16 protein-coding genes are annotated in these 21,280 nt (G+C 49.3%); all 16 read right to left on the bottom strand.

Annotation, left to right across the window (positions count from 1 at the left end; translation table 11 throughout):
- Positions 1-3 precede the first annotated feature (3 nt).
- Positions 4-609: a DnaJ domain-containing protein gene (locus METMI_RS25290; RefSeq protein WP_019865197.1), complete on the bottom strand. Its 606-nt coding sequence runs from the start codon at positions 607-609 to the stop codon at positions 4-6.
- Positions 609-2,771 (bottom strand): AAA family ATPase, encoded by a 2,163-nt coding sequence (locus tag METMI_RS0105195; RefSeq protein WP_019865196.1) that lies wholly within the window; start codon positions 2,769-2,771, stop codon positions 609-611. The genes METMI_RS25290 and METMI_RS0105195 overlap by 1 nt, the downstream gene beginning before the upstream one ends.
- Before the next feature lie 13 nt (positions 2,772-2,784).
- On the bottom strand, positions 2,785-3,876 hold the full coding sequence (locus tag METMI_RS0105190; RefSeq protein WP_019865195.1) for a metallophosphoesterase: 1,092 nt from the start codon (positions 3,874-3,876) through the stop codon (positions 2,785-2,787).
- Positions 3,877-3,927: 51 nt separating this feature from the next.
- The gene (locus METMI_RS0105185; protein WP_019865194.1) at positions 3,928-4,575 is read right to left on the bottom strand and encodes a Crp/Fnr family transcriptional regulator; all 648 of its coding nucleotides are present in this window, start codon (positions 4,573-4,575) and stop codon (positions 3,928-3,930) included.
- A gap of 433 nt (positions 4,576-5,008) precedes the next feature.
- Positions 5,009-5,818, bottom strand: coding sequence for an exonuclease domain-containing protein (locus tag METMI_RS0105180; protein ID WP_083930176.1), 810 nt, complete (start codon positions 5,816-5,818; stop codon positions 5,009-5,011).
- A gap of 321 nt (positions 5,819-6,139) precedes the next feature.
- The gene (locus METMI_RS0105175; RefSeq protein WP_019865192.1) at positions 6,140-10,870 is read right to left on the bottom strand and encodes a DNA polymerase; all 4,731 of its coding nucleotides are present in this window, start codon (positions 10,868-10,870) and stop codon (positions 6,140-6,142) included.
- 69 nt (positions 10,871-10,939) lie between these two features.
- Positions 10,940-11,764 (bottom strand): hypothetical protein, encoded by an 825-nt coding sequence (locus METMI_RS0105170; protein ID WP_019865191.1) that lies wholly within the window; start codon positions 11,762-11,764, stop codon positions 10,940-10,942.
- 125 nt (positions 11,765-11,889) lie between these two features.
- On the bottom strand, positions 11,890-12,513 hold the full coding sequence (locus tag METMI_RS0105165) for a TSCPD domain-containing protein (protein ID WP_019865190.1): 624 nt from the start codon (positions 12,511-12,513) through the stop codon (positions 11,890-11,892).
- A 332-nt stretch (positions 12,514-12,845) separates the two neighbouring features.
- Positions 12,846-12,995 (bottom strand): hypothetical protein, encoded by a 150-nt coding sequence (locus tag METMI_RS26745; protein ID WP_019865188.1) that lies wholly within the window; start codon positions 12,993-12,995, stop codon positions 12,846-12,848.
- 8 nt (positions 12,996-13,003) lie between these two features.
- Positions 13,004-14,686, bottom strand: coding sequence for an SNF2-related protein (locus METMI_RS0105150; RefSeq protein WP_019865187.1), 1,683 nt, complete (start codon positions 14,684-14,686; stop codon positions 13,004-13,006).
- Positions 14,683-17,544, bottom strand: a complete 2,862-nt coding sequence (locus tag METMI_RS0105145) for a hypothetical protein (RefSeq protein WP_156829770.1) — start codon at positions 17,542-17,544, stop codon at positions 14,683-14,685. Before METMI_RS0105145 ends, METMI_RS0105150 begins: the two co-directional genes overlap by 4 nt.
- Positions 17,545-17,702: 158 nt before the next feature.
- On the bottom strand, positions 17,703-18,014 hold the full coding sequence (locus tag METMI_RS0105140; protein ID WP_019865185.1) for a hypothetical protein: 312 nt from the start codon (positions 18,012-18,014) through the stop codon (positions 17,703-17,705).
- Positions 18,014-18,319, bottom strand: coding sequence for a hypothetical protein (locus tag METMI_RS0105135; protein ID WP_019865184.1), 306 nt, complete (start codon positions 18,317-18,319; stop codon positions 18,014-18,016). Before METMI_RS0105135 ends, METMI_RS0105140 begins: the two co-directional genes overlap by 1 nt.
- A gap of 4 nt (positions 18,320-18,323) precedes the next feature.
- The gene (locus tag METMI_RS0105130) at positions 18,324-18,731 is read right to left on the bottom strand and encodes a hypothetical protein (RefSeq protein ID WP_019865183.1); all 408 of its coding nucleotides are present in this window, start codon (positions 18,729-18,731) and stop codon (positions 18,324-18,326) included.
- Complete coding sequence (locus tag METMI_RS0105125) at positions 18,724-19,389, bottom strand: hypothetical protein (protein WP_051102302.1); 666 nt, start codon at positions 19,387-19,389, stop codon at positions 18,724-18,726. Before METMI_RS0105125 ends, METMI_RS0105130 begins: the two co-directional genes overlap by 8 nt.
- Before the next feature lie 86 nt (positions 19,390-19,475).
- Entirely contained in the window at positions 19,476-21,104 is a 1,629-nt protein-coding gene (locus tag METMI_RS0105120) for a DUF4942 domain-containing protein (protein ID WP_029151492.1), read from the bottom strand.
- Positions 21,105-21,280: the final 176 nt, after the last annotated feature.

Genomic DNA, 21,280 nt, shown 5'->3' with positions numbered 1-21,280 from the left:
CGCTTATACCCCCAGTGTCAGAGTTAGTGTTACATAATGCCCATACCCATGTGATTCCGTGTCATATATATATGAATCCAGCATCATGAGTTGTTTTTCTATACCTTCGATGGTTTTTTCAATACCTTTGATATACACCAACCCGATATCAATATGGTTTTGTATTCCAATAGCCAGAAGGTTTTCGCCGGAGTCGCAACGCATCCGGCACAATGCCCGCTGATACTTGCTTACCTTATTGTTCGCGGTCCGTATTGCTTCTCGGTTACGCCGGATAACCGTGTTAAGATCTCGTCTCGCCATCTTAACGACATCGGTACCGTCAACATCAAGCACTTGGTCAAGGATTCCCAGGATAAGTTGGATCAGCTCTTGCCTGAGGCGGGCTTCATCTTGAAGTTCCGTGTCATCGACTTGCCCGGTTTCGTCATACTGCTTGCGGCGGGCTTGGTTACTCAGCACTTCGTAAGCGGCTTTGACTTGTTTGAATAGGGCTTCATCACCGCCTTTGTCTGGGTGGTGTTGTTTGGCTTTGCTGCGGTAAGCTGCTTTGATTTGGACAGGGGTGGCATCTTTATTAACGCCTAATGTTTCATAAAGTGTTGCCATTATTTCAACTCCACCAAGTTCCCAGCATTCACAGAATCCCCACTGCGGTGGCTGACCATTACGACTTGCATATTCAAGGAAGCCAACATACCTGCCACGGCGGCGGCGTTCTCGTCGTTGGCATCTGCCGTCGCTTCATCTAACAGCAAAAATAAGTTGTCTCCGTAAAACACTTTCGACAAGGCCACTCGAAGGGCGGTACCGATCAGCGATTTCTGAAACCCTGACGACTCCTCCACCGGCACAACCCTGCCCAACTCCTCAACCGTGAATTCGCCTTTAGAAGACCGGGCCAGGTTGCCCAGCTCGCCGCTAGTCGTGTTGGATACTAGGGCTGACGCATATTGCAGCAACCCCTCCCAGATATCCCCTGCCCACTTGCTGCGGTTGCCTTTTAGGTATTTTTGGAAAGACTGCAGATGGGACTGCTCTTTGTCCAGTTCTTGTCTTTCGGCTTCCAATTGTTTCAGCTTGAACAGTTCGGTCTTCGTATGTCCGATTTCTGAATCACAGCGGGAGATTTCCAAACGGTAGTCCTGGATTTGCTGTTCACATTTGGACAGCCTCATATCCAGCTCTGTGATGTACTCTTGTAATGAGGGGATGGCTGACGTGTCTGGGACGGCATTTAACTTATCCGACACCGTGGCCACTTTCAAGGTGGCTGCGTGTAGCTGGGCTTCCAGCCCCTTCACCTGCTTTTCAATTTCTGAGATTCTGGCAAGGGTGGCCGTGGTTGAGTTTATGTCGGCTACTAAGGCGTTAGTAGCCATTGCCAATTTTTCAACGTGGGTCAAAGCCTCAGCCATTGCTGATTCCGAAACTTCCGGTATCTCAGCAAGCCGGGTGCGGCGGGCATCAAGGTAAGCGGCGGCGCCGGGGTTGAGGCTCTTTTTTAAGTTTTTTTCCTGGTTGCCCAACGCCGTATACTCCACCCATAGGGCAGATGCTTCTGTATTTAGGGTTTGCCACCTTACGGACAACTTTTGGGCTTCCAGAGATATTTCGTCAAAATTAACCCCGTCAAAGTTTCTCTTACAGACCGGGCATTTGGCGTTATGCAGCATCTCCTCGACGCGACGTAAATCCGATTCCACTGTGGATTTTTCACTGGCTAATGTGGCATGTTTTGAGCCTTTTTCCGCAATTACTGGTTGTAGTGTATTCAATTCCTCCTCAGCCGCTGTGTGTTCTTCAAGAAGTTTGGTATACCTCTCAATGTCATTACGGCATTGTTGCCGCTCGGACGCCTCCGCATTTAGCTTATGCATATATCGGGCCGCCTCGTCATACGAGGCTTTACTGGCTGAATATTCAAACTTCAGCTCTTCGATATCCACCGGGTTGCCTGCACCTTCGAGTGAGTTAAGGTTACCCATAGCTACGGTCACCTGTTGCCATAGATTAGCCACGTTTTGTTCTTCACGAAAAAGTTCGGCGCTTAGCAGCTGGTGCTGGTGCTGGTGCTCTTGTAAGGTTTTAGTATCTCTCTCGACAAGGGTTCGCTGGTCGGTAAGGTTGTCTTTAATGCCTACAGAAACCGCGATGTCCTGTTCAGTTTTTCTTTTTTTATCAGACAATATCTGGAGTCGCGTCTCCAACCCGGTAATGTCAAAATCAGCTGGAATACCTTCCAACCGGCCTTCAATTTTCGTCAGATCCGTACTGAGGTGGCTTAACACCCTGTCCAATATATCGACACGGCTCAAACCTTCCACTTTCTGCTGTAATGCTGTTGGCCCCATCGTCAGGATATTTTGTGTTTCTCCTTGGGGAGAATATGTAATAGTTTTCAAATCTTTCGCCAACATCCCCAAAGACGCCTCAATAAACTGGGTTCCGGCAGCGTTGCCGCTGGCCAGGTTACGGCCATCGTCAACGGCAGTGACAGTGGCCCCTGAAGGGGTGCGGCTGATAATCACGTCGCCGTAAACAGGCAGGGTCATTTGAAGCGCTACGCTGCGCTTGTCCTTGGAACCCCAAGACCAAATGTGATCCTTTGCCCCGATGGCAGCAGATCCGAATAAGGCGAATAAAATGCCTTTTAAAACTGTGGACTTGCCTGCCGCATTGTTGCCAGTGATAGAGGTTAGACCACCGGGGAACGATAAGGCCAGTGCTTTATGTTTTTTGAAGTTGTTTAATGTGAGTTGTTTTAACATAATGGTAGTGTCCTTAAATACGGCTTAGGTAGTTGGCCCAGGTGTTGGCGAAAGGAGATCCTTGTAATTCCTCAGTAATACGGGAGGGGATATCCAATGCCCGGTTCATTTCTTTGGCTTCGACTTGCACGGCTTCGGACTTGACGTTGTTGCGGATCATCAAGGCATCAGGAGCTTGGCTCCACAATTTCTGCACGGCTTTGGCTATCTCTGGCAGTTTGCGGGCGGGGGCGGTGCCGTTGATCTCGATGAATTGCATACCTGCAAAAACCAACTCCATGTCTAGGGTAGTAGGGGCGGTTGAAGTTTCGTTTAACAACCATTCCCAATCTTTAACCAAGTGAGAGTCTTTGCTCCAAATCTTTACAGGTGATAGCTTTGTGCCATCGAATTCCCATATAAATTTATCGGAAATATCCGAAAAGGATGTCGGATGGGTATTTCCTAGAATCTGCAACTTGCCGCCGAAATCAGCCCTAGGGATGTGTTCATGGCCAATCAAGATGTAATCTACGGTTTGTTTGGTGTCATGGTCATCCCCTAGCAACAGCCCTGCTATATCCCGCGTCAAATTCAGAGATGAGTCGTCAGTGGCGAAAGGGGATTCGTAGTTGCAGTGCAACACTAGAATGTTAACCTTAGTTGGTATCCGGCGTACGTGCAGGCCTATTTCTTGCAAAGTCAAGTCAAACAAGGTTTGGGTGCGTTTATGTGGCACGACAATGACATTCGCCTCAGGAAATTCAACAACAAAATAGTCAGATGTGCTGTCCGCCAATGCAACCGAGCTATCCGGCGACAAATGCCCTATCAATTCCAGCGAGGACATTTTGCCGTCGCGGTTAGCGAGATCATGATTGCCTGATAAAACCAAAGCACAGCGGCCAGCTATCGAAGCCCCTTGGGCGATGACGGCTTCTTCATTGTCGGTGGTGTCAAACAGGTCTCCCAAGCAGATAGCCGAGTGGCCCTCTATATGGGATCGGTTCAGGATATTATTTGCTTGGGTATATAAAGCGTCCCGTAATTTTACACGGGAGACAGGGGTGGTGTGGGAAGTGCGGTTCAGACCCAAGTGCGGGTCTGTCCAAAATAATAAGGACATGGTTGTCTCCGGTTTTTGTTAAAAGGCTGCCGGTGCTGCGGCAGCCTGTGGTTAGTTATGGGTTGGTAACACCCATGAAGCCCTCCCTGACTTTAACAACTTCCCTTCCTGCATGAGGCGTTTGGCCCCTTCCTGAAACGACCGGGGGGAATCCCCCGCCAGCCGCTGCAGGACATACGTTGGTATCTTTATTTCGGTACCTGCTGGGTGGGGGGTTCCTACGATAGGCCTGACGTGCTCAAACACATCCAATACCCTATCCTCTGGCGCCGCCTTGGCCTGCCGCTCCAACTGCAATTGCAGGGAGTTAAAATAATCCGCCAGTTGCCTGGCAATCTCCTCGAAGATGAAAGTCTTGATACTTGCAAGTTCTGTATCCAGCAGGCTGGCGAATTTTTTCCTGGTCATTGTCCGTACGTCGGAATCGGTGACAGACCTCACTGAGGCGGGATATCTTAGGGTCTGCGGAACAAAGAAGAATTCCAGTCCGATCATCGACCCTTCTGGTTTCAACACCCCTACGGACACGTCATATTTGCCGCGTGCCTTTGCAGATTCCCGGCTAGTCTCCACAAGGCAGATGCCTTTATCGACAATAATTAGCCCGTCGAATTGGGCCAGGTTTATGGTTATGTTTTCCCCTTTTTTGTAAGTCCCCGGTTTCATGTATTGGCTAAGCTTCTTAGTTAAATCACTCATTTACAGCTCCTGATATGTTGGATAATGTTGTCTAACAGCCCACCTGTAGACGACATATCTGCTTTTGAAATTATTACCAAGTCCTTTTTCTTTTCATTAACCGCAGCCACCACGGACTCCCCGTCGTATGCGGTTATTTCATCGTTTAGTAAGTCCCCATAAAGATAGACGCTGGGATGTCCTGACAAATGGTGCAATCTGTGCCGTGGTATCTGGTCTTTACTGTGTTTAGACGACCGTACCAGCGATAGTAGCGGCTTACAGATTGCAGTTGATTTGCATTCAATCAAAATTGCATTACCAGGCACAAACCAATAGAAGTCCCCAGGCAACGCGAACCCTCTACCTCCTGTCGATGTCTGGTCATATAGGCGGACGAAATTAGACCTATTATGCAGGTGGTGTTGCTGTAGGGCTGCCTGTATGGTTTGCTCTAACCTCTTGCCATCATTTCTGCTGGGGTTTCCCATAGCTTACACCAAACTCCTGCCGTAAATCTAACATCCTGATCCATAGCACTGCCTTGATCCACATACCAACGCAGGGCTTTATACGGGATCTCAGAGAACGGGCGGCCTTTATTTTTGCCGAACGGCATCGTCTCAAGCTTCATAGGGAGCTTGAGTTCGTCAGCGATTTCAAGTATTGACAGGTCAGGGCGCTGGGACAGCCAGTGATTCAGCAGCTCATAACTCATCCACACGTCACATAGCGCATCGTGCGCGGTTTTTGTTCGTGGGGATTGCAGGGAGTAGTGGTTTCTGTAGAGGTGTTCGAGTTGGTGGTTATCGGAATTAGGTGCCAACACCCTAGCCATACGGAGTGTGCAAAGAGATAGCGTGTCATCAGGGATGAACACATGCTTCTGCAAGAAATTCCAGTCGAATTTTGTATTATGGCCGCCAAGGATCAGCTGGGTTCCGGCAGCAAACTCGAAAAGTTCCGCCATAACTTCATTTAATAGATTTCGGGTTTTAGGCTTTCCAACTACGGCTTCGTTAGGTATGCCATGCTTCGCTATGGCCTCCTCAGGGATGTGCCGGCCAGGGTCGCAAAGGCTTTCAAATTCGACGATATTTTCGGGGTGGGTGCTTTTGATGGCGATACAGGCGAACTGGCAAACTTCGTCAACCGTTGGGTCAACGCCAGTCGTCTCCGTATCAAACACTACTAGAGTGTAGGGGATCGAGGTATCCATAATGTCTCCGGTTTGGTGTCCGGCATGGAAGGTGCTGTCAACCATGCCGGATAAGTGAGGCTACAATATAAGGTAAGTTGCGCGGATTGTCGATAAGGAATTTATGTCATTTATGCGTTTAGGCACGACAACAACGATTTTATCCCATACCTCACGGGCTTGCGGTTTTCCATCCATTTATCGGTTGACGGCCAGTAATGGATGCGCCTACTGCCCATACGGATAATTAAATGATACCCGTCTTTAAGGGATTCGAACGTAACGCCCCGCGACACCAGGATTTGGGTGTTAAGGGCTTTTGCTTCGGTACGCCGGTCCTTTTTGGATGTGTCCAATGGTTTACGTTGTGCTGATATAAATACCCCCTTAAGCGGCTACTTGTAATATTTGCTGTTTAAACCGTTCTTCATGCTCCGGTATATCCGTCACGTCATACAAGTCTTCAGGCACTTCCGCTAAGTGTTTGAGATCCCGTAAGTCATGGGTTTCGATATAGGAATCCGACCCATAATGAACCCACAACTGCCGTGGCACAGCAAAAGCCTTAGACATTGCCGATTCGATTTTTTCAGGTGTCGGGAACGCCCCGATTTCTACCTGCACCCCAAAGTTGATCCCCAAGGAAGGCTCAGCCAACATCGGCACCGCCATTCCTGGTATATCCCTGGTCATGATGCTGTGGACATTCATGATTAAGTCAACCGCATTGCTGCTGTGTACTGAGAACACCAACTCATCGTAGATCGGAGCTATAAGCACCGCACCAGTGCGTTGTGTTATGCCTTGCTGCCGGATAGCGGTCATCGTGCGCTTCAAGTTATCGGCACAAACTCCTTGGATAAGGTAGTTCACCACTTGGCGGCAGACAGATGCCCATAGCCCTTCGTCTTGGGTGGTAATCTGGTCGAACACATGGCGGCGGTTGCCGAAGGCAGTGGTGACAAACCCTTGCTGGCAGACGAGGTTGATGACGTTTTCACGCCAACGCTCAAACCCATGATACAGCGCTTTTTTATCTGCCAAATATTGTTTGGCCTCTGTGATAGGGCAAATTAACTGCCTGGCAAGCTTGCCGCTACCAATACCATAGGTGCCCCCGAAATTGATGGGTTTCGACGTAACACGCGCATCCTTAGCAGTCTTAGCTAGGGTTTTATCATCTCCAGATAACGCGGCCACCACATCATCGTATGCCCACTTCAACAGACCTGATGCGGTTTGGGTGTGGATGTCTTTCGTGCTTGTTTTAAGGAACCTAGACAATAGGGCTTCGCCCAGCAACGCCTCCACGTCGCCAGATATTACATGTTCGACATCCTTCCCAATATAACAATCCAGCATGGCTTCATCCATCGACAAGGCCGCCGCAATACGAAGCTCCTGCTGGCTCCAGTCTATTGACACAATCAGGTCGTGACCCAACTTTTCGTTAGGTAGGATGCAGTTACGAAACTTAACCCCGTCCCCTCGCTTAGGCCATTGTAGTGGGTTGGGGGACGAACCCGTAGGGCGTCTGGTTTCTGTCCCACAACTGTTAACCTGAGGGTGGATTAGCCCGTCAACGGGATGTTGCCATTTTGGATAAACGTCGTAAAACATGCTGATACGGGTTTGGCATTTTTTCGCCGCCATTAACGCTTCCAAGGCTTCTTTTTTCCAGGAATGGTCTGCACAGTCTTCCGCCAATGCCGTGACTATGGCATCTTCATTGGCTTGGATGGTGGGGGTTACCAGACCCAACGCCTTGCGGGTGTCGCTGATTTCGAAACCACGTAAACGGGCAGGCAAGTCAAACATGCCGTACAGCAGCGCTTTCATTTGCAGGGGGGAGTTAAGGTTCATTTCGAACCCGGTTGAGGACACTTTCACCTTCTCTCCCCTCAAGGTTTTTGCATATTCCTGCCATTCTTTATAGACCTGGTGGGCACGCCCTTCACCTTTAGCGAGTTTGGTTTTGGCGGTGTCGTTGTAAGCTACAGCAGGCACCAACAACCGTAAGAATGTGGCCGCTTCGGGAGAGTTGGACATGTAAGGCTTTGCCCAGTCAGAAACCAGTTGCTGTTTTTTCAAAAAATCGGCTAGCTTATAACCTTGCAACGCGTCGGTCCCAGCTTCCAGTTTTGGTATTCCCAGACCTTCCAGCAGGGGGTTGATGTCGGACGGGGTCATATCAATGGCGGCATCAACGGACGTTTCGACATACGGCTGATAGGTTACCAACCCTTCCAACTTCTTCCGCAGGGCAATAGATTTGGCGGAAATCTCACGGTCACGAACCAGCTCTGCCGGGTCGGCCAGGCCGTTAAATTTGCCCGCCTTGAAGTCGGTATTGACCCGCGCCACCACTTCTTCAACATCTTCCGAGTAGATACGGTCAACACCGGATTCGATGGTCTCTTCAGTTTGGTTTGCTACGATCAGCTCCCTGATCTTAACGATGGACTCATCCAAAGTTTTGCGGTCTTCAATGCCTTGCCGTTCCAATTCATCCCAATCCACCGACACCCCGGCGATGAACCCTTCCGAGATCATCTCAATAGGTTCCATTTCATTGGCCACACAGAAGTCAAACGTGCCTTCGATCTGCATGATCATTTTGTAGAAATCATATAAGTGGGCAGTGACTAGCGGGTCGTCTGCGCCGTATTGGAACACATGCTCGGCGGAGTAGTCGGACATCGTTTTGCCTTTGGCGATCACATCACCGTAATGGGTTTGTCTGTAGTTGAGGTGTAGTAATGCCCGGTCTTTTAAGCCTGCCGGTTGGTTTTCATCGACGTAGCTAGCCATCACCTTGGTGTCGTGGCAATTCGTCAGAAAGGCACCATTAAAATTGCAGCGGAGCACTGTATTTTCGAACATACAGTTTCCGGTAATATGTATCTTGCCTTTCGAACGCACCATAAACGCCCCAGAAGGTACAGAAAAACAAAATACTTTTCCGTTATGTGGCACCTCAACAGGGGTCTGCATTAATTTGGCTCGTGATCTTGGGTACAGTGTCCCTCTAAAGATGTTTTTACCGTTTAGTAGCCCATACCCCTTTTTATTCCCCCCCCATGAACCAGAACACCGCCACCCAGATATATGAGCCATTAATTGGATCGCGTCCACAGTCTCCACATCTATTGAATAAAAGTGAGCACCTTTCTTATATACAGAGCCTCCGTCCCAAAACTTAACCTCATCAAGGATATATTCTCTGGCCTTTATATCCAAAGACAGTACCAGAGTTTTTGTGTAACGTCGTTCTACCCCCAGTAAGCTTCTAAACTTACCTACCAAAGAGCTTGATTGTAGTGTTACACGCACCGACCCATCTGTTTCTTTAACTACAACAGTCTCGATCCCTGCCTCCCTACACAATTCTAGGAGCCGGTCTATCTTTCGTTGTTTTATGAAGTGAAACTTAATCTGCTTAGATCTGTTCACAGGGAAATGCCCATCGGCCCGTATCGCTTCCAATAGCCGAGCCTCGGCCTCCGTCAATTGAACAGAAGGGTGGTTGTATATGCCTGCTAGAGGGATGTATACAGTATTCGGATGATACTCAGATACTTGCTTACAAGGTTCCGCCTTCCACTTAGGGAAGCAGTGATTTGATTGGAAGTACATTCGATGCTCTGGTGTGTAGGTACAAGAGTGGTACAACGTGTCCCACTTCAAAAGAGTGTCAGCGTCCGCCTCTACTTTCTGTGTCGGATGGGCAAAAGACAACTCTCCTGTTGTACTATCCCATTGCATAATTTCTTGGCTGCAATTCGTGTCCTTTATACACGCCCAACCATCTCTAGTTAGAACCTCCACATCCCCAGGTAGGCAGTTTTGAATAGCTATAACTGATTCGTCCGGTATCACCCCCAGTAAATCCAGCAGCGTTTCCCGTGGCAAATTATTAGTGTCTGCATGGTCATACGACACATATATTGTGTGTTCGTAATTTCGCCCGAAGGTAAAACCCGACCCTGTCAATTTGGCAGATAGCATGTCAACAAATTCACGGCCTTTGGTTGCATCACGAAAAGGTTGGTGCTGTAGGTAATCCGTGGTCTCCCAGTCAACGGCGATGACTTCGGATTGTTTGAACGCACTTTCAAAACGAGACAATGGCGGCATGTTGTCCGCTGTAATCAGTGTTTTCGTTGGGAGTACCGGTTTTAGTTTTGGGTAGAGATACCCGCAACCATGTTCAGCCAAGATGCGGTTGACACGCTCTGGACTGGGCAGGCGCTTCGTCCAAATGATGTTATTGAACTTGGTGGTTTTACGCTCGCCGACCAGCTGCGGGGCCAGGTTGGCCAGATTCCAGCCTAGTTTCCACTCGTCACGGCGCTCAAACAAGGCCACCAAGGTTTTGTCCCCTGTTTGGTTGATGACTTCTTGTAAGGTGGCATAACCATCCTTACTAATAATTGAACACAATTCATCTAACCCATCCAATCCGTAGACTTCTGCTAGTTTGGCAAAGGCCACAGGCCCCACGCCTTTTACGCCGCCATAATTATCCGACGAATCCCCAACAATGGATTTCAGCAAGGCCACATGCCGTGGATGAACCGTCATCAACAGTTGCTTGCTGGATCCGCTGCAGTTATAAAGGGCGTACCCGTCGGTGTTGATTTGGGTTTTCAAAAAAACCAGGCAGTCGGGGGAGGACAGTTGCAGTAGGTCCTGGTCTACTGTGTAAATCATCTTAGGACCTGGTAATTTCTCTACCAGATAGGCCAGGATGTCATCCGCCTCAACTCCAGGGATTTCGGCAACCGGTATGCCCAGGCCTTTTAAAAGGTCAATAACGGCATTGACGCAATTGCTATGGTGGATTGACAGCTCCGGGTCTTTACCTGCCCGGTTGGCTTTGTATTCAGGATACAGTGCTTTACGGTATTCATTGCCGCCGTCTCTGACAGCAATAATATCGTTCAGGCGGGTTTCTTGTATGGTTGGCAGCAGGTACATCTCAATAAAATTATTGAGGCAGTGGCCAACGCTGTTGGCCTTTTCACCGCTGGGGAGTGTGATGGGTTCACGGTCGGTGCTGGCATTTAAGGCATGGATAACCATACCCCGTAAATCGAACAGGGTCTTGATGTTCATTAATTATCTCCGGTTAATGTAAAACTCCCCTACACCGTGCTGGGTGTAGGGGGTAGGGGTATCAGTGGGTTATAGCGCCTTGAAGTTCCAAGGATAGAACGACCCTTTATCATGTGGCACCGCTGCCCCAACGCTTGCCACCACCACTTTTTCCGACATATGTTCCTTCAGTTCCTGGGCTGTTTTCCATCCGGCTTTTGCTGCCATGATGTTTAGAACCCCTGTCAGGCGGCCACGGGATGTCGGCGCAATAGACCAGATACGCATTTCACCGTCGTACTCGACTCCCGGCTGGTCAACCACCACTAACACGTCTGTGTAACGGCGCTCTTCGAACGTTGTTCCAAATTGGGAAGAACCACCGCGTTTAACCATTTCTTCTTTCCAATCGGAAACCAGCCGGCCAGACGCAAGGCGAGTTTCGTCAATGCAAAACACCACGTCTTCCAGGTTTGTTCCTGGTTTATACGGGTCTGGGTATTTCGCAGTCATCACGATCTTCTCTGCGGAGGAGAGAAGCCGCCCGCGCATTTCCGTACCATAATCAAAATCATCCATGTCCTTGAAGTGGCCGTCATTCTTCAGGTTGATGATCGGAAATGTACGGGAGTCAACGATAAGGCCGTTGAAACCGGCCTCAGAGAAATCCCTCATCGTAAGATGCCCTCCCGACACAGGTTCTGCCGGTGGGGAAGTTGTGGCCACGGCTGTGTTAGTTGCAGGGACTTCGGCCAACTGTTGGGCTGGGGCTGATGATTCCAACGGCGCAAATGTTTCGAGCACCACAGGGTCCACGGTAGGGGTGTGTGTTGTAGTTTCCTGAACTGATGCGACAGGCACGGTTTCAGTTTCAGGTAAGGTTGTAACAGGTACTACAGGTTTTAATAAAGCCATTTTGTGTCTCCAGTTGTTAAAAAATTACGGTAAAGGATTAAATAACCCGTCCTTTGCGGGTGTGGTGTGCTGGGTTCAATTGTTACTAGCCTGGATTTGTTGTCTCCGGTTATTGTTTTGGGAATCTACCCACACTTGCTATCCCCGCAATTTAAGCAGGTTTGGCACCCGTCCATGACTGTTACAGCTTTCGCCATACATTTGTTACACAGTATCGCCGCCGGTAGAAACCCAGTTTGATTTAATTTCGTCCCAATAAACTGCATCCGTGCCGTATCCATTGGCTCCGGCTTAAGTCTGCCAATAGACTTTAAGTGGGTTTCAATCACTAACCCAATCTCCGCCACCAGTGACGGCATAAATACCCCGCCTTTTTTAAAGTACCCTCCTTTTGGGTCAAAGATGGCACGCAACTCCTCCACAAGGAAGCACACATCACCTCCTTTACGAAACACCGCCGAAATACCCCGCGTCAAGGCCAAAACCCATTGAAAATTTTCCATATTCTTAGAGTTCAGGAATATCTCGTAAGGGTGGAGCTCCTCTTGGGCGGTGCCTTGGTTCAAAACCATGTCGTTGATGGTGATGTACAACGCATGATCCGATTGCGGCGTTTTCACTTTGTAGGTGCTGCCCAGCAACACATCAGGCCGTTTCAGATCCTCGTGCATCTGCTGCACAGTTGGCAGAGGTTCAGCTGCTGTGGTTTTTACTTGGTAGCCGGTAATCTTTTTACCTATCTGTTCCATATAACTCCTTTATCAGTGGATCGTTGTGCTTATAAAATATCTCCGTGGTGTATTGGTCACGCAGAGACACTATGTGCCAGAAATGTTTATATGTAAGGTAGTAAGGGTGTTCGAATAAATACCCGGACAAGATACTCACATAGATCACCAACGTTGGGCCGTTGACATGATCTACACAGTAAACTCTGCCTTTCTCCACTCTGCCAATTGTCAATCGGGCAGTGGCTGCTTTACATACCCCATCTGAATACCGAACACCTGTTTTTAAATGCTCAAAGCACTTAACAATATCTCCAACTTCAATACCTAGAGGGTTGTCTTTTTCAGAAATGTTATTCATCAAAAACTACAGCTTCAATTTCTTCATCGGTCATGGCTTCTAACCTAGCCCAATCGGTTTTGTCTTCAATTTCGCACGTTGTGCCGTCAGGTAGTGTTTGACGGACAACCCCTCTGACTCTCGCAACTGTTATGATCCCCATATTAACTCCTACGCTAGTGAACCCTGTAGCCCTTGTTCCCCCAACAGCTCGGAGATCAAGGCTTTTTTGTCTTGCACAACTTCGTTGGCATTGCTTTCTTTACGGCATAAATCATTGCGCAGCTTAACTGCCACTGTGCCTGTCGGAACTAGCAAATAAATGTTAGTGGTTTCGGTTTGCCCAGATCGGTCGAGACGGGAGACTGCTTGGTCAAAAGCCCCTGGATGCGGACATATATCGGCAAAAATTGCGTAGGAACAGACGTGCTGGAACCCGTCCAACCCAACACCTCCACTTTTGGGGTTGGCGACTAGCGCCTTACATTTTGGATCCTTAATGAACGCAATTTTGGCCGCCTCCCGTTGGTTGTTGGTCACTGTGCCGTTGATAATGACGGGGTTACGGTGTTTGAGGTGTCCGGCTATTGCCGCCACGGACTCCTGATACCAGGCGAACACGATGATTTTCTGCTCCCCTATTGAATCTAATAAGTCGTCGATGGCTGTCAACATGGTGTTGTCTTTGATTGGTTTATCTGTAAATTGGTTTGGGCAGATCAAGATACGCTGAGAAAAGTTATATAGGCTTTGTTGTTGAGTGGCGTCTATCAAGCCGTCCCCTAACTCCAACACCCTTTCGCTTACCAATTTCTTGTACAAGGCACGGTGGGGTGGGCTTAATGTCACCGCCACCTCGGTTACCAGCCGCGTCGGCATATCGGGGAACGCTTGCTGCTTAGTGACACGCCGTCCTTTCGAATACAGTACCCGGTATAAGTGATCCAGGTTTTGGTATCCGATAACTTTTCTAAACTGGGTGTTTGGCAGCAACACGCAGTGCATAGACTCAAATGCCCTGACACTGCCGTACCGGGTAGGGTCTATCAGCTTAATCAGCCCGTATGCGTCCTCGACGTTGGTTTCGATGGGGCTGCCAGTGGCTAAGGTAAGGCCGTTACTGCCGTCCCCCAGGTCCGGTTGGACATAGTCACACACCGCTTGGTGGATCTTAGAAGCAGGGTTCTTGAGTTTATGAGCCTCATCACATACTAGGAAGCTATAGCCTAAGCCTTTTAGTGCGGCGCCTTTTAAATTGAGCGCGGTGACTTCCCCCCCTTGAAAATATTGGTAAGGGTTTCCCGCTACGGCTTGGTCTTGTTGGAATCGCCGCCAGTCCGAAGGTTTTATTTTCAAACCCGCATCTTTGTACGCTTTTTTAAAGCGGCTCACATCCTGCCGGTCATATTCGTTTCCTAAGAAGGTCTCGTACGACATGACCACAACGTCCGGCCAACCTGCGGCGTTGAACGCAGAGATCTGTTTCTGGCGTGTATGCCGCTCCCCATTTACCATCCCGAAACGGACGAAGTCCTGCACCCCTGGAAAATCCCTGGCAAACGAGTTAAAAAACTGCACGACCAAAGCAGGTGGCATAATGGCAACGCCTTTGTTACCGGCACCCACCAGCCACAGCATATACGCCTGCAGCTGTAAGGTCTTACCGGTCCCGCAGTCGTCATAGTTCGCCGCCCTTGGCAGATTGGTGGCCAGGTGGTTTAAGCCTGTGACTTGGTATCGGCGTGGGGCGTAGTTGGGGTTGCCGGACGGTGCCACCGCAACTGCGTGTGCCCAGTCAGGGTAGTCCGTGATCAAAGCGGCTTCGAAGAAAGCGGCCAAGGAGTGTTGGATCATTCCTCAAACCTCCCACAATCATGGTCCCGGCCTTCCAGCTTCGGCACATTGACCTTCACCCACGACAGCACAGGTCCTCCCATCACTGACCCGCGCCGCTCCTTCCCAAGGAAATATTCCTCGTGCTGCATGGCTTGCTCCAACGCCTCAGCGGAGTTGAATTCAGGGTTCTGGCCAAGCCATCGGCATGTGACTAAATACACCGTGAAACACGCGCCCATCTGTAGGTATAAAACGTCCTGGTCGCGTATATAGTGGAGACCTTTACGTAGGCATGGCCTATCTTGGCTATCCAATTTCGCCGCCGCCTGGCCCAGGCGTTCGAAAAATATGTCGATTTCATTGCGGTTCTTCTGGGTATGGATACCTTCCATATTGGAGGTGAACCAACCCCATGTCTCCGTATGGATTGAGTCAAGTTTCTTAGCCACTTCTTCTGAGCCGCCACACCTGTCCACCACCTCGGACATATACGTCAAGCCTGTAAAAACCCAGGTATACATATTGCGGATACGGCTATCAAGCATGTCCGACATTTTTTCATGTACATCAGTGAACATCCCCATCACGGGTTCTTCAGCCAGATAGAGGGCATCCAGCATAATGATGCGGGCGATGGCAAACAAGTTTTGCCATTCGTTGGGGTTGTTGTTCAACGCGGTGAAATTACGGCCATATTCGCGTACGCGGTGTAGATTCTTGTTCAGTTTGACGATGATTGACCGGTTCCAAATTTCCGGCTCGTCCACTTCACAAGTGGACAAGAACGCCATTGGCGACGTGACCTTTTCGTGAATTATGCCGGCGCCATGTTCCCCGGCCACTGTTTTACCTTTGATCGTACCAGTCTGGACAGTGGACTGTTGGGAGCTGGCTTTGAGGATCTCCCGGATTGCTATCCATTTCTGGAAAGGTAACTTAGGTTTAGTGCATTCATCTAACACCCTAACTACGGATGTCGAACTGGTCCCTGCCATCCGCATTGGTACAGGCGTCATCCCTGAAACTACCGGAGGGGTGTTGGTGAGGTAATCCGCTGAACTGAGGGCAGCAAACAATGCTACGGTTTTGGTCTTACCAGCCCCTGACACCCCTTCTACGTTGAGGAGCGGGAACTCTTTTACATTCTGAAAAATATACTCACGCACTTGGGCGGCTATGACCCACCCCAACAACATCCCCACTACTTTCGGTTCGGAGCACCCTAACAAGTGCAGCATGGTTTTATTATACTCAGGGGTGAACCGGCGAGGGCTTTGCCGGTGCTCATGTTTTGCCATCCATTCCACATCCCCGATTAGGCGGAGAGTGCTAGTAAGCCCTGAGGAAGATATTGACCAGCCCGGCTCTACCCAGACTGTCTCTGTTTCAGGGGTGTCCGAACCATCAGGGATAAAAGAATGTCGGCGCAAGCCGACCGAATTTGTTGGTTTCATACCGTTCATACCTTCAGTCAAGTTGCAGATGTAAGTTTTTATCTGCATCACATCGTTGTCGTTAACCACCATCCACATCGGTTTTAAAACCCCGAATGTGGACTTAAACTCCTTCGCGCTCTCGAAAGCGTCACGCCTAAACTCCACGTCCTGGCTCCACCTGCCGTTCATGTGGATGGAGGCGACGCCACTTGTCCAAGCTTCTGAACTACGCCCCCGCAACCCTTTCGGGACATTGAAGTTTTGGATATCCAGAATGAAGTTGGTCAGTTTTCGGGGTTCCCCGTCCCGGTTTGTGATGCTGTAGCCAGCATCCGTAGCCAATACCCTGGACAAGGTCGCCGAGTCGGCTTCTCGTTTCTGATAAATAGGGCAGGATCCGCAAGCACCCTTCATATCCACGGAGGAGCGCATGGCGCCGCAAGAAAACGGCGTGTTCTTTGTCGATGGGGCTACTTGGATCGTTAAGTGACGCTCCCTCTTTTCCGGGGTGTCATAAGAGGAAGAATGCCCGTTTCTGGCAAAGTCTTTCACCATTAGGCCCTGTGTATCCGCAGGTACGGAAGCAGCCCGTAGATAGATGGCCAGTTGCATGGCCAGTCGGTTGTAGTTAACCTCTGGATTGACCTTTTCCCAGTTGACAAGGCGGGATATACATTCAGGGTGTTGGTCGGTACCGAACTCAGCAAGGTCTTCATCCGCTAATCCGGTGACGGTCGTGTCTTCTTTATAGTTTTCAACCTGGGCTTTTGCCAAGTTGAACATCGACATCAAAGGTATGGAAGTTGCCAGGGCAGGGTGTTTCAGCAGAGGTCGAGGGGCAGCAACAAGCTGCTGGTATCTGTCATAGGTCATCAATGCCATGTCCCTGACTGACACCTCGACTTTGTAGGTGCCCTCAGGACGCCTCTTATTGGGAATCCTGACCGTGTGTCCACGGCCTTGGGCATAAAGGCTTTTGTCTATGCCGGTCGCCCCGGTGTCGATCTCGATCCGGTTGACCATTTCCTTATAAATTAAAGGCAGGCCACGGATCATAGCCTTGCCGGAGTGGATTAGCTTGGCCGGGATGACGATATGGAATCCTTTTTTCCCTGATGCCCAGATAGTCAACTGGGCCGGATCACAGCGTTCGGCAAACCACTCGATAATTTGATTAGCTGATTTTATGGAGGCTTCAATGGCCGGCACCAATTCTGCTTCCGTGTCTGACGATTTTCCATGGTCAATATCAATGACCAGATCCCCGAAGTAGCGGAGCTTGGAGATTTCGGTGACACCATCTTCAATGGGGGAGTCCACACACCACGGCACCATGTGCATGGCGGATGTCCTGGCGATTTCTTCTGCTTCGGATTCCAGGCAAACGTGCCATTTCGCCGGCCCTTCGGCGACGGTTCGATAATATCGGTAGGCAGCCACAGCCTACCCCTTAAAAATTCTAGGTGTCCATGTTTGGAGATTTGAAAGGCAATAAGGACTTATTGCCCATAGCTGGGCTGATGGGTGTGTCATGTTCGTCTCCGGTATGTGATCCCCAGTGTGTGCTGCACCGGGGATCAATAGATTACTTTAAAAACTCAGGGAGTGGAATAGTACGCATGAAGTAATTGTATGGCCAACTCGTTGTACCGTCGAGACTTGTCCGGGTCCAGATAATCCGCGTACTGTATAACCTCCTGATATGTAAACTCAATGTCATAATGGCTGGAGTTTACAGCATGGTTGAATTTACCCAACAAAAACCGGGCGGCCAGGGTGTCTTTGGTGACCAGGAGCGCGATGCCGATGCCTTTTGAAAGTTGCTCCAGGGTGTAGGTTCTGGGATTCCCTGACGGCTGGGTTTTATCGTCAGGCGGTCGGTTTGGAAAAAGGGGTATGATTTTGGCCATCAAGTCTCCTCGCTAATTTCAACTTCATGATCGGTGTCTATTATGTCAAAACGGACTACCGGGTTAAATTCCCGCACCAAAGCTTTACGGGTAGCTTTTCCCACACATTCAATATCTTCTATAGTACCTTCAGAAATAGCTATTTGAATTCCTATGTAAGACAGTAGGCTATGTTCGCGGGTGGCGTGGGAATCTAAGGCAAACATATTCTGCTCAAACTCATTCAACTCTGCCGGAGTAAAGATGTTGTCGTCAACGGTTACTTCTATCATTGTTGTTGTGATGACGGTTAAGGTTGCTTTCATATATTTACCACCTTTGGTTTCTACGCCACCAAGGTTTGGTGGGTCTAGGTTTTAATAACACTTGTGACACATCAAGTTTAGATAATTCATTACACGTTGCAAAGGACGTTTGTGGAAACCATTCCGCAACCAAACCCATATCCACTGGAGCCACCGTATAAGGCAACTCGTGCTGGTTGTTGTATAACCAGCCCCAGGCTTCTACCATAATCACTTTTTTGTTACCGACAGGTGCATCGATTAGCTTCAAGTATCGGCGGATGTACCCTATCGGTAGTTCCCCTATAATTGCCGAAGCTCTCACCAAGCCCGGCATAAGTTTAGGCAATATGTTCAAGTCACGTATACGTTCTTGGTCATACGTTTGTGTTAACAAAAGTAACACATCTTGTTCTCCAGAATCTTCACCCATACACCCTCCCGAAATTTCTAAATCCCACCCCATGCACATTGATAACGACATCCGAAGTATCGCCGCCACGGCACAGGCCACAGTTATAGCAGGTCATTTTCTTACCGGCTTCCTCAGAAGCCGGGCAGGTAACTTCTCCGGGCAGTTTTGAGTCGTCAGCTTTTTTAACACGTAAAGTCGCCCACCCTAAAGCCTTAGCTTCTTCCCGATCCTGCTCACTGTCACAGGAGGCCATCATAAACTGCTTAAGGTCTTGGTCACAAGTCCGCCACTGGTGAGTGTAGCCAGTGGTCATGATGGCGCGTTTGCGAATATCGGCAATCACCTCAGTAGGAATCGCCGCCGGGTCACCATACGCTCCAAGGCGAACCGCCCGGTTTTTGAATATGTGCTTTTTGATTTTCTTCAGGTTGGGTTTGGATTTGTATATTTGATACGGTGCGCGGGCGACGGTGACGTAACATGACCGCCCTTTGCCTTCACTCCCTCGTAACGGGCAATTGCCACAGATAGAAACGTCTTCGTTGAAGCGCATTGCATCTAAAGGGTTAACATCTGACCTCAATATCCACGTCTGTAACATGGGGCCAGTTTTGGAGTTGCGGGACGGTTGCTCCGTCCCGGTGAGAACCATGAAGATGGGCTTTCCATCAAGCATGGATGGGCCTTCGTACAATAGATACGACATTGTTGTGGGTCTCCGGTGGGGTGGTTACCAACCCTGTGCTGAGGGTTGGTGTGGGTTTACTTCTTTACTGCTTTCATTAAGGCTACTGACACGCCAGCTCCGTCAAAGGCGTTGTCGATGCGTTCAGACCATGTGATATGGAATCCCGGCAGAATATCTTTGCCAATGTAACTTGCAGGCATAATGGCAACCAGGATGCCATCCTCAGTCAGCCAAGTCGAGGCGTGCTTAACATGTGCTAAAGCACGTCCTTCACTGAACGGAGGGTTCATGATGATTCGCGGCCAAGGTTTAAACAATCTATGGTCATATTTCATGGTCAAAAAGTCTTTGCACAACGTCATATACCCTTTGGCCTTCAGCACTTCGCAACGCAGCTCCGATATTTCCACACAGTCTACTTTGTCGTTGGGGATACGCTCGGCGATCACGTCAGCAATCGCCCCCAGGCCAGCTTCAGGCTCCAGACACTTCATATCCGGTTCCAGCTCCGCCATATCCACCAAACGTTCTGCCAACCACTTAGGGGTAGGGTAGAATTGATGTGACTTGTCGTCCGGTAAACAACCACGGATGATAATTTCTTGGATAATGTCTCTGGCGTTGTAGTCGAACCAAATTTCGCCGTTGCTTTGCACAACACCACCAATAGCTTCTAAAGCAGCTTTTGCTGCAGACAGTGTGGTTGGGTGTTCTTTGGATGTGTATTTAAAACAAAATGAGTGAATTCTTTTAAGGTATTTCTGATGATCCGAGCCGACACGTTGGTAGTTGGATTCATCGAAATAAGTCCCTTCATATAACATCTCCCGTACGTCAGTCGATATTGGCTGCTGGATAAGGCGATACTCTTTAGGTCTGGATTCCGGCTTGGTGCGGAATTTAGATGGGATAGCAGCGGGGTAGAGGCTGGCCAGAACCGCATTCAATCGCCACGCCATGTCAGGGTGGACTTCCAAATGTGCTGTGCCTTTCTTGAATACTTTGATTCTCAAAGCACCTCCATCAAGCTCTACCCATTCGCCAGGGGTGTTCTTTATCCGGTCAATCAGCCTACCGGTGATATGGCCGGACGGGTCTTCCAGACCCATAAACTTCGCCACAATACAACGGAGATCGTGAATGTATCCGGCTTTGTTATACTCGACCGTGCCGTAAGAGCTGATGACGTTTTCAATAATCATCCGTTTGTTGAACCCTTCCGGGGTGTTGGTTACGTGACTTTTCGACAATGCCCGGAACACCCCGTCAACCCGCTCGGAAAAGAACTGGGACCGCATTAAAATTAAATCCATGAGGGTGGCACGCACCGTATCTTCAACAAAATCCGGCGTGGTCATTTCGTGGATTTGTGTATTCCACTCCTCCCTACGTTTTTGTGGCATGAAATCCAACACATCAGTCAAAGCTAATGCTTGTGACCAATAAGCCGAATTAAGGGATGCCACTGCGCCAACAGGATTAAACAATGTGGATGGAGCTACGCTGATATATCGTTCTCCTTTGAGGTTGCCACTCGTGAAGTAGTGGAATACTGAGCTGAGACCATCCAGAACTATATTAGAAACCGATTCAAGTTGAACTCGGTCTCGTTGGTACTTGCTAATTAGCGCATTGATTGCGTCAGTTGATACAGGGGCGAAAAATTGCTCGACTTCGTCGGTAATCAGTTGGGATATTGTCATAGGTATGTCTCCGGTTAGATTGGCCACCATTTTTGTGCTGAAAAATGGTGACCATGGGGTTACTGTTCTTCGATTAAAACTTCGGACTTAGACGGTAAAGTGACAGGTTCTTGCGCATACTTGTGCCGATTGGGATGGTTCAGGTTTGGGTACACGTCAAAGGCATTGAGGGTGTG

Source organism: Methylovulum miyakonense HT12 (assembly GCF_000384075.1).
Taxonomy (GTDB): Bacteria; Pseudomonadota; Gammaproteobacteria; order Methylococcales; family Methylomonadaceae; genus Methylovulum; species Methylovulum miyakonense.
Note: the sequence above shows the minus strand (reverse complement) of the source record. Positions and strands in the feature narration are given on the sequence as shown.

Bases quoted from the DNA above. Each gene is read 5' to 3' on its own strand.
- METMI_RS25290 (WP_019865197.1), bottom strand. From the start codon at position 609: ATGGCAACACTTTATGAAACATTAGGCGTTAATAAAGATGCCACCCCT.
- METMI_RS0105195 (WP_019865196.1), bottom strand. From the start codon at position 2,771: ATGTTAAAACAACTCACATTAAACAACTTCAAAAAACATAAAGCACTG.
- METMI_RS0105190 (WP_019865195.1), bottom strand. From the start codon at position 3,876: ATGTCCTTATTATTTTGGACAGACCCGCACTTGGGTCTGAACCGCACT.
- METMI_RS0105185 (WP_019865194.1), bottom strand. From the start codon at position 4,575: ATGAGTGATTTAACTAAGAAGCTTAGCCAATACATGAAACCGGGGACT.
- METMI_RS0105180 (WP_083930176.1), bottom strand. From the start codon at position 5,818: ATGGTTGACAGCACCTTCCATGCCGGACACCAAACCGGAGACATTATG.
- METMI_RS0105175 (WP_019865192.1), bottom strand. From the start codon at position 10,870: ATGAACATCAAGACCCTGTTCGATTTACGGGGTATGGTTATCCATGCC.
- METMI_RS0105170 (WP_019865191.1), bottom strand. From the start codon at position 11,764: ATGGCTTTATTAAAACCTGTAGTACCTGTTACAACCTTACCTGAAACT.
- METMI_RS0105165 (WP_019865190.1), bottom strand. From the start codon at position 12,513: ATGGAACAGATAGGTAAAAAGATTACCGGCTACCAAGTAAAAACCACA.
- METMI_RS26745 (WP_019865188.1), bottom strand. From the start codon at position 12,995: ATGGGGATCATAACAGTTGCGAGAGTCAGAGGGGTTGTCCGTCAAACA.
- METMI_RS0105150 (WP_019865187.1), bottom strand. From the start codon at position 14,686: ATGATCCAACACTCCTTGGCCGCTTTCTTCGAAGCCGCTTTGATCACG.
- METMI_RS0105140 (WP_019865185.1), bottom strand. From the start codon at position 18,014: ATGGCCAAAATCATACCCCTTTTTCCAAACCGACCGCCTGACGATAAA.
- METMI_RS0105135 (WP_019865184.1), bottom strand. From the start codon at position 18,319: ATGAAAGCAACCTTAACCGTCATCACAACAACAATGATAGAAGTAACC.
- METMI_RS0105130 (WP_019865183.1), bottom strand. From the start codon at position 18,731: ATGGGTGAAGATTCTGGAGAACAAGATGTGTTACTTTTGTTAACACAA.
- METMI_RS0105125 (WP_051102302.1), bottom strand. From the start codon at position 19,389: ATGCTTGATGGAAAGCCCATCTTCATGGTTCTCACCGGGACGGAGCAA.
- METMI_RS0105120 (WP_029151492.1), bottom strand. From the start codon at position 21,104: ATGACAATATCCCAACTGATTACCGACGAAGTCGAGCAATTTTTCGCC.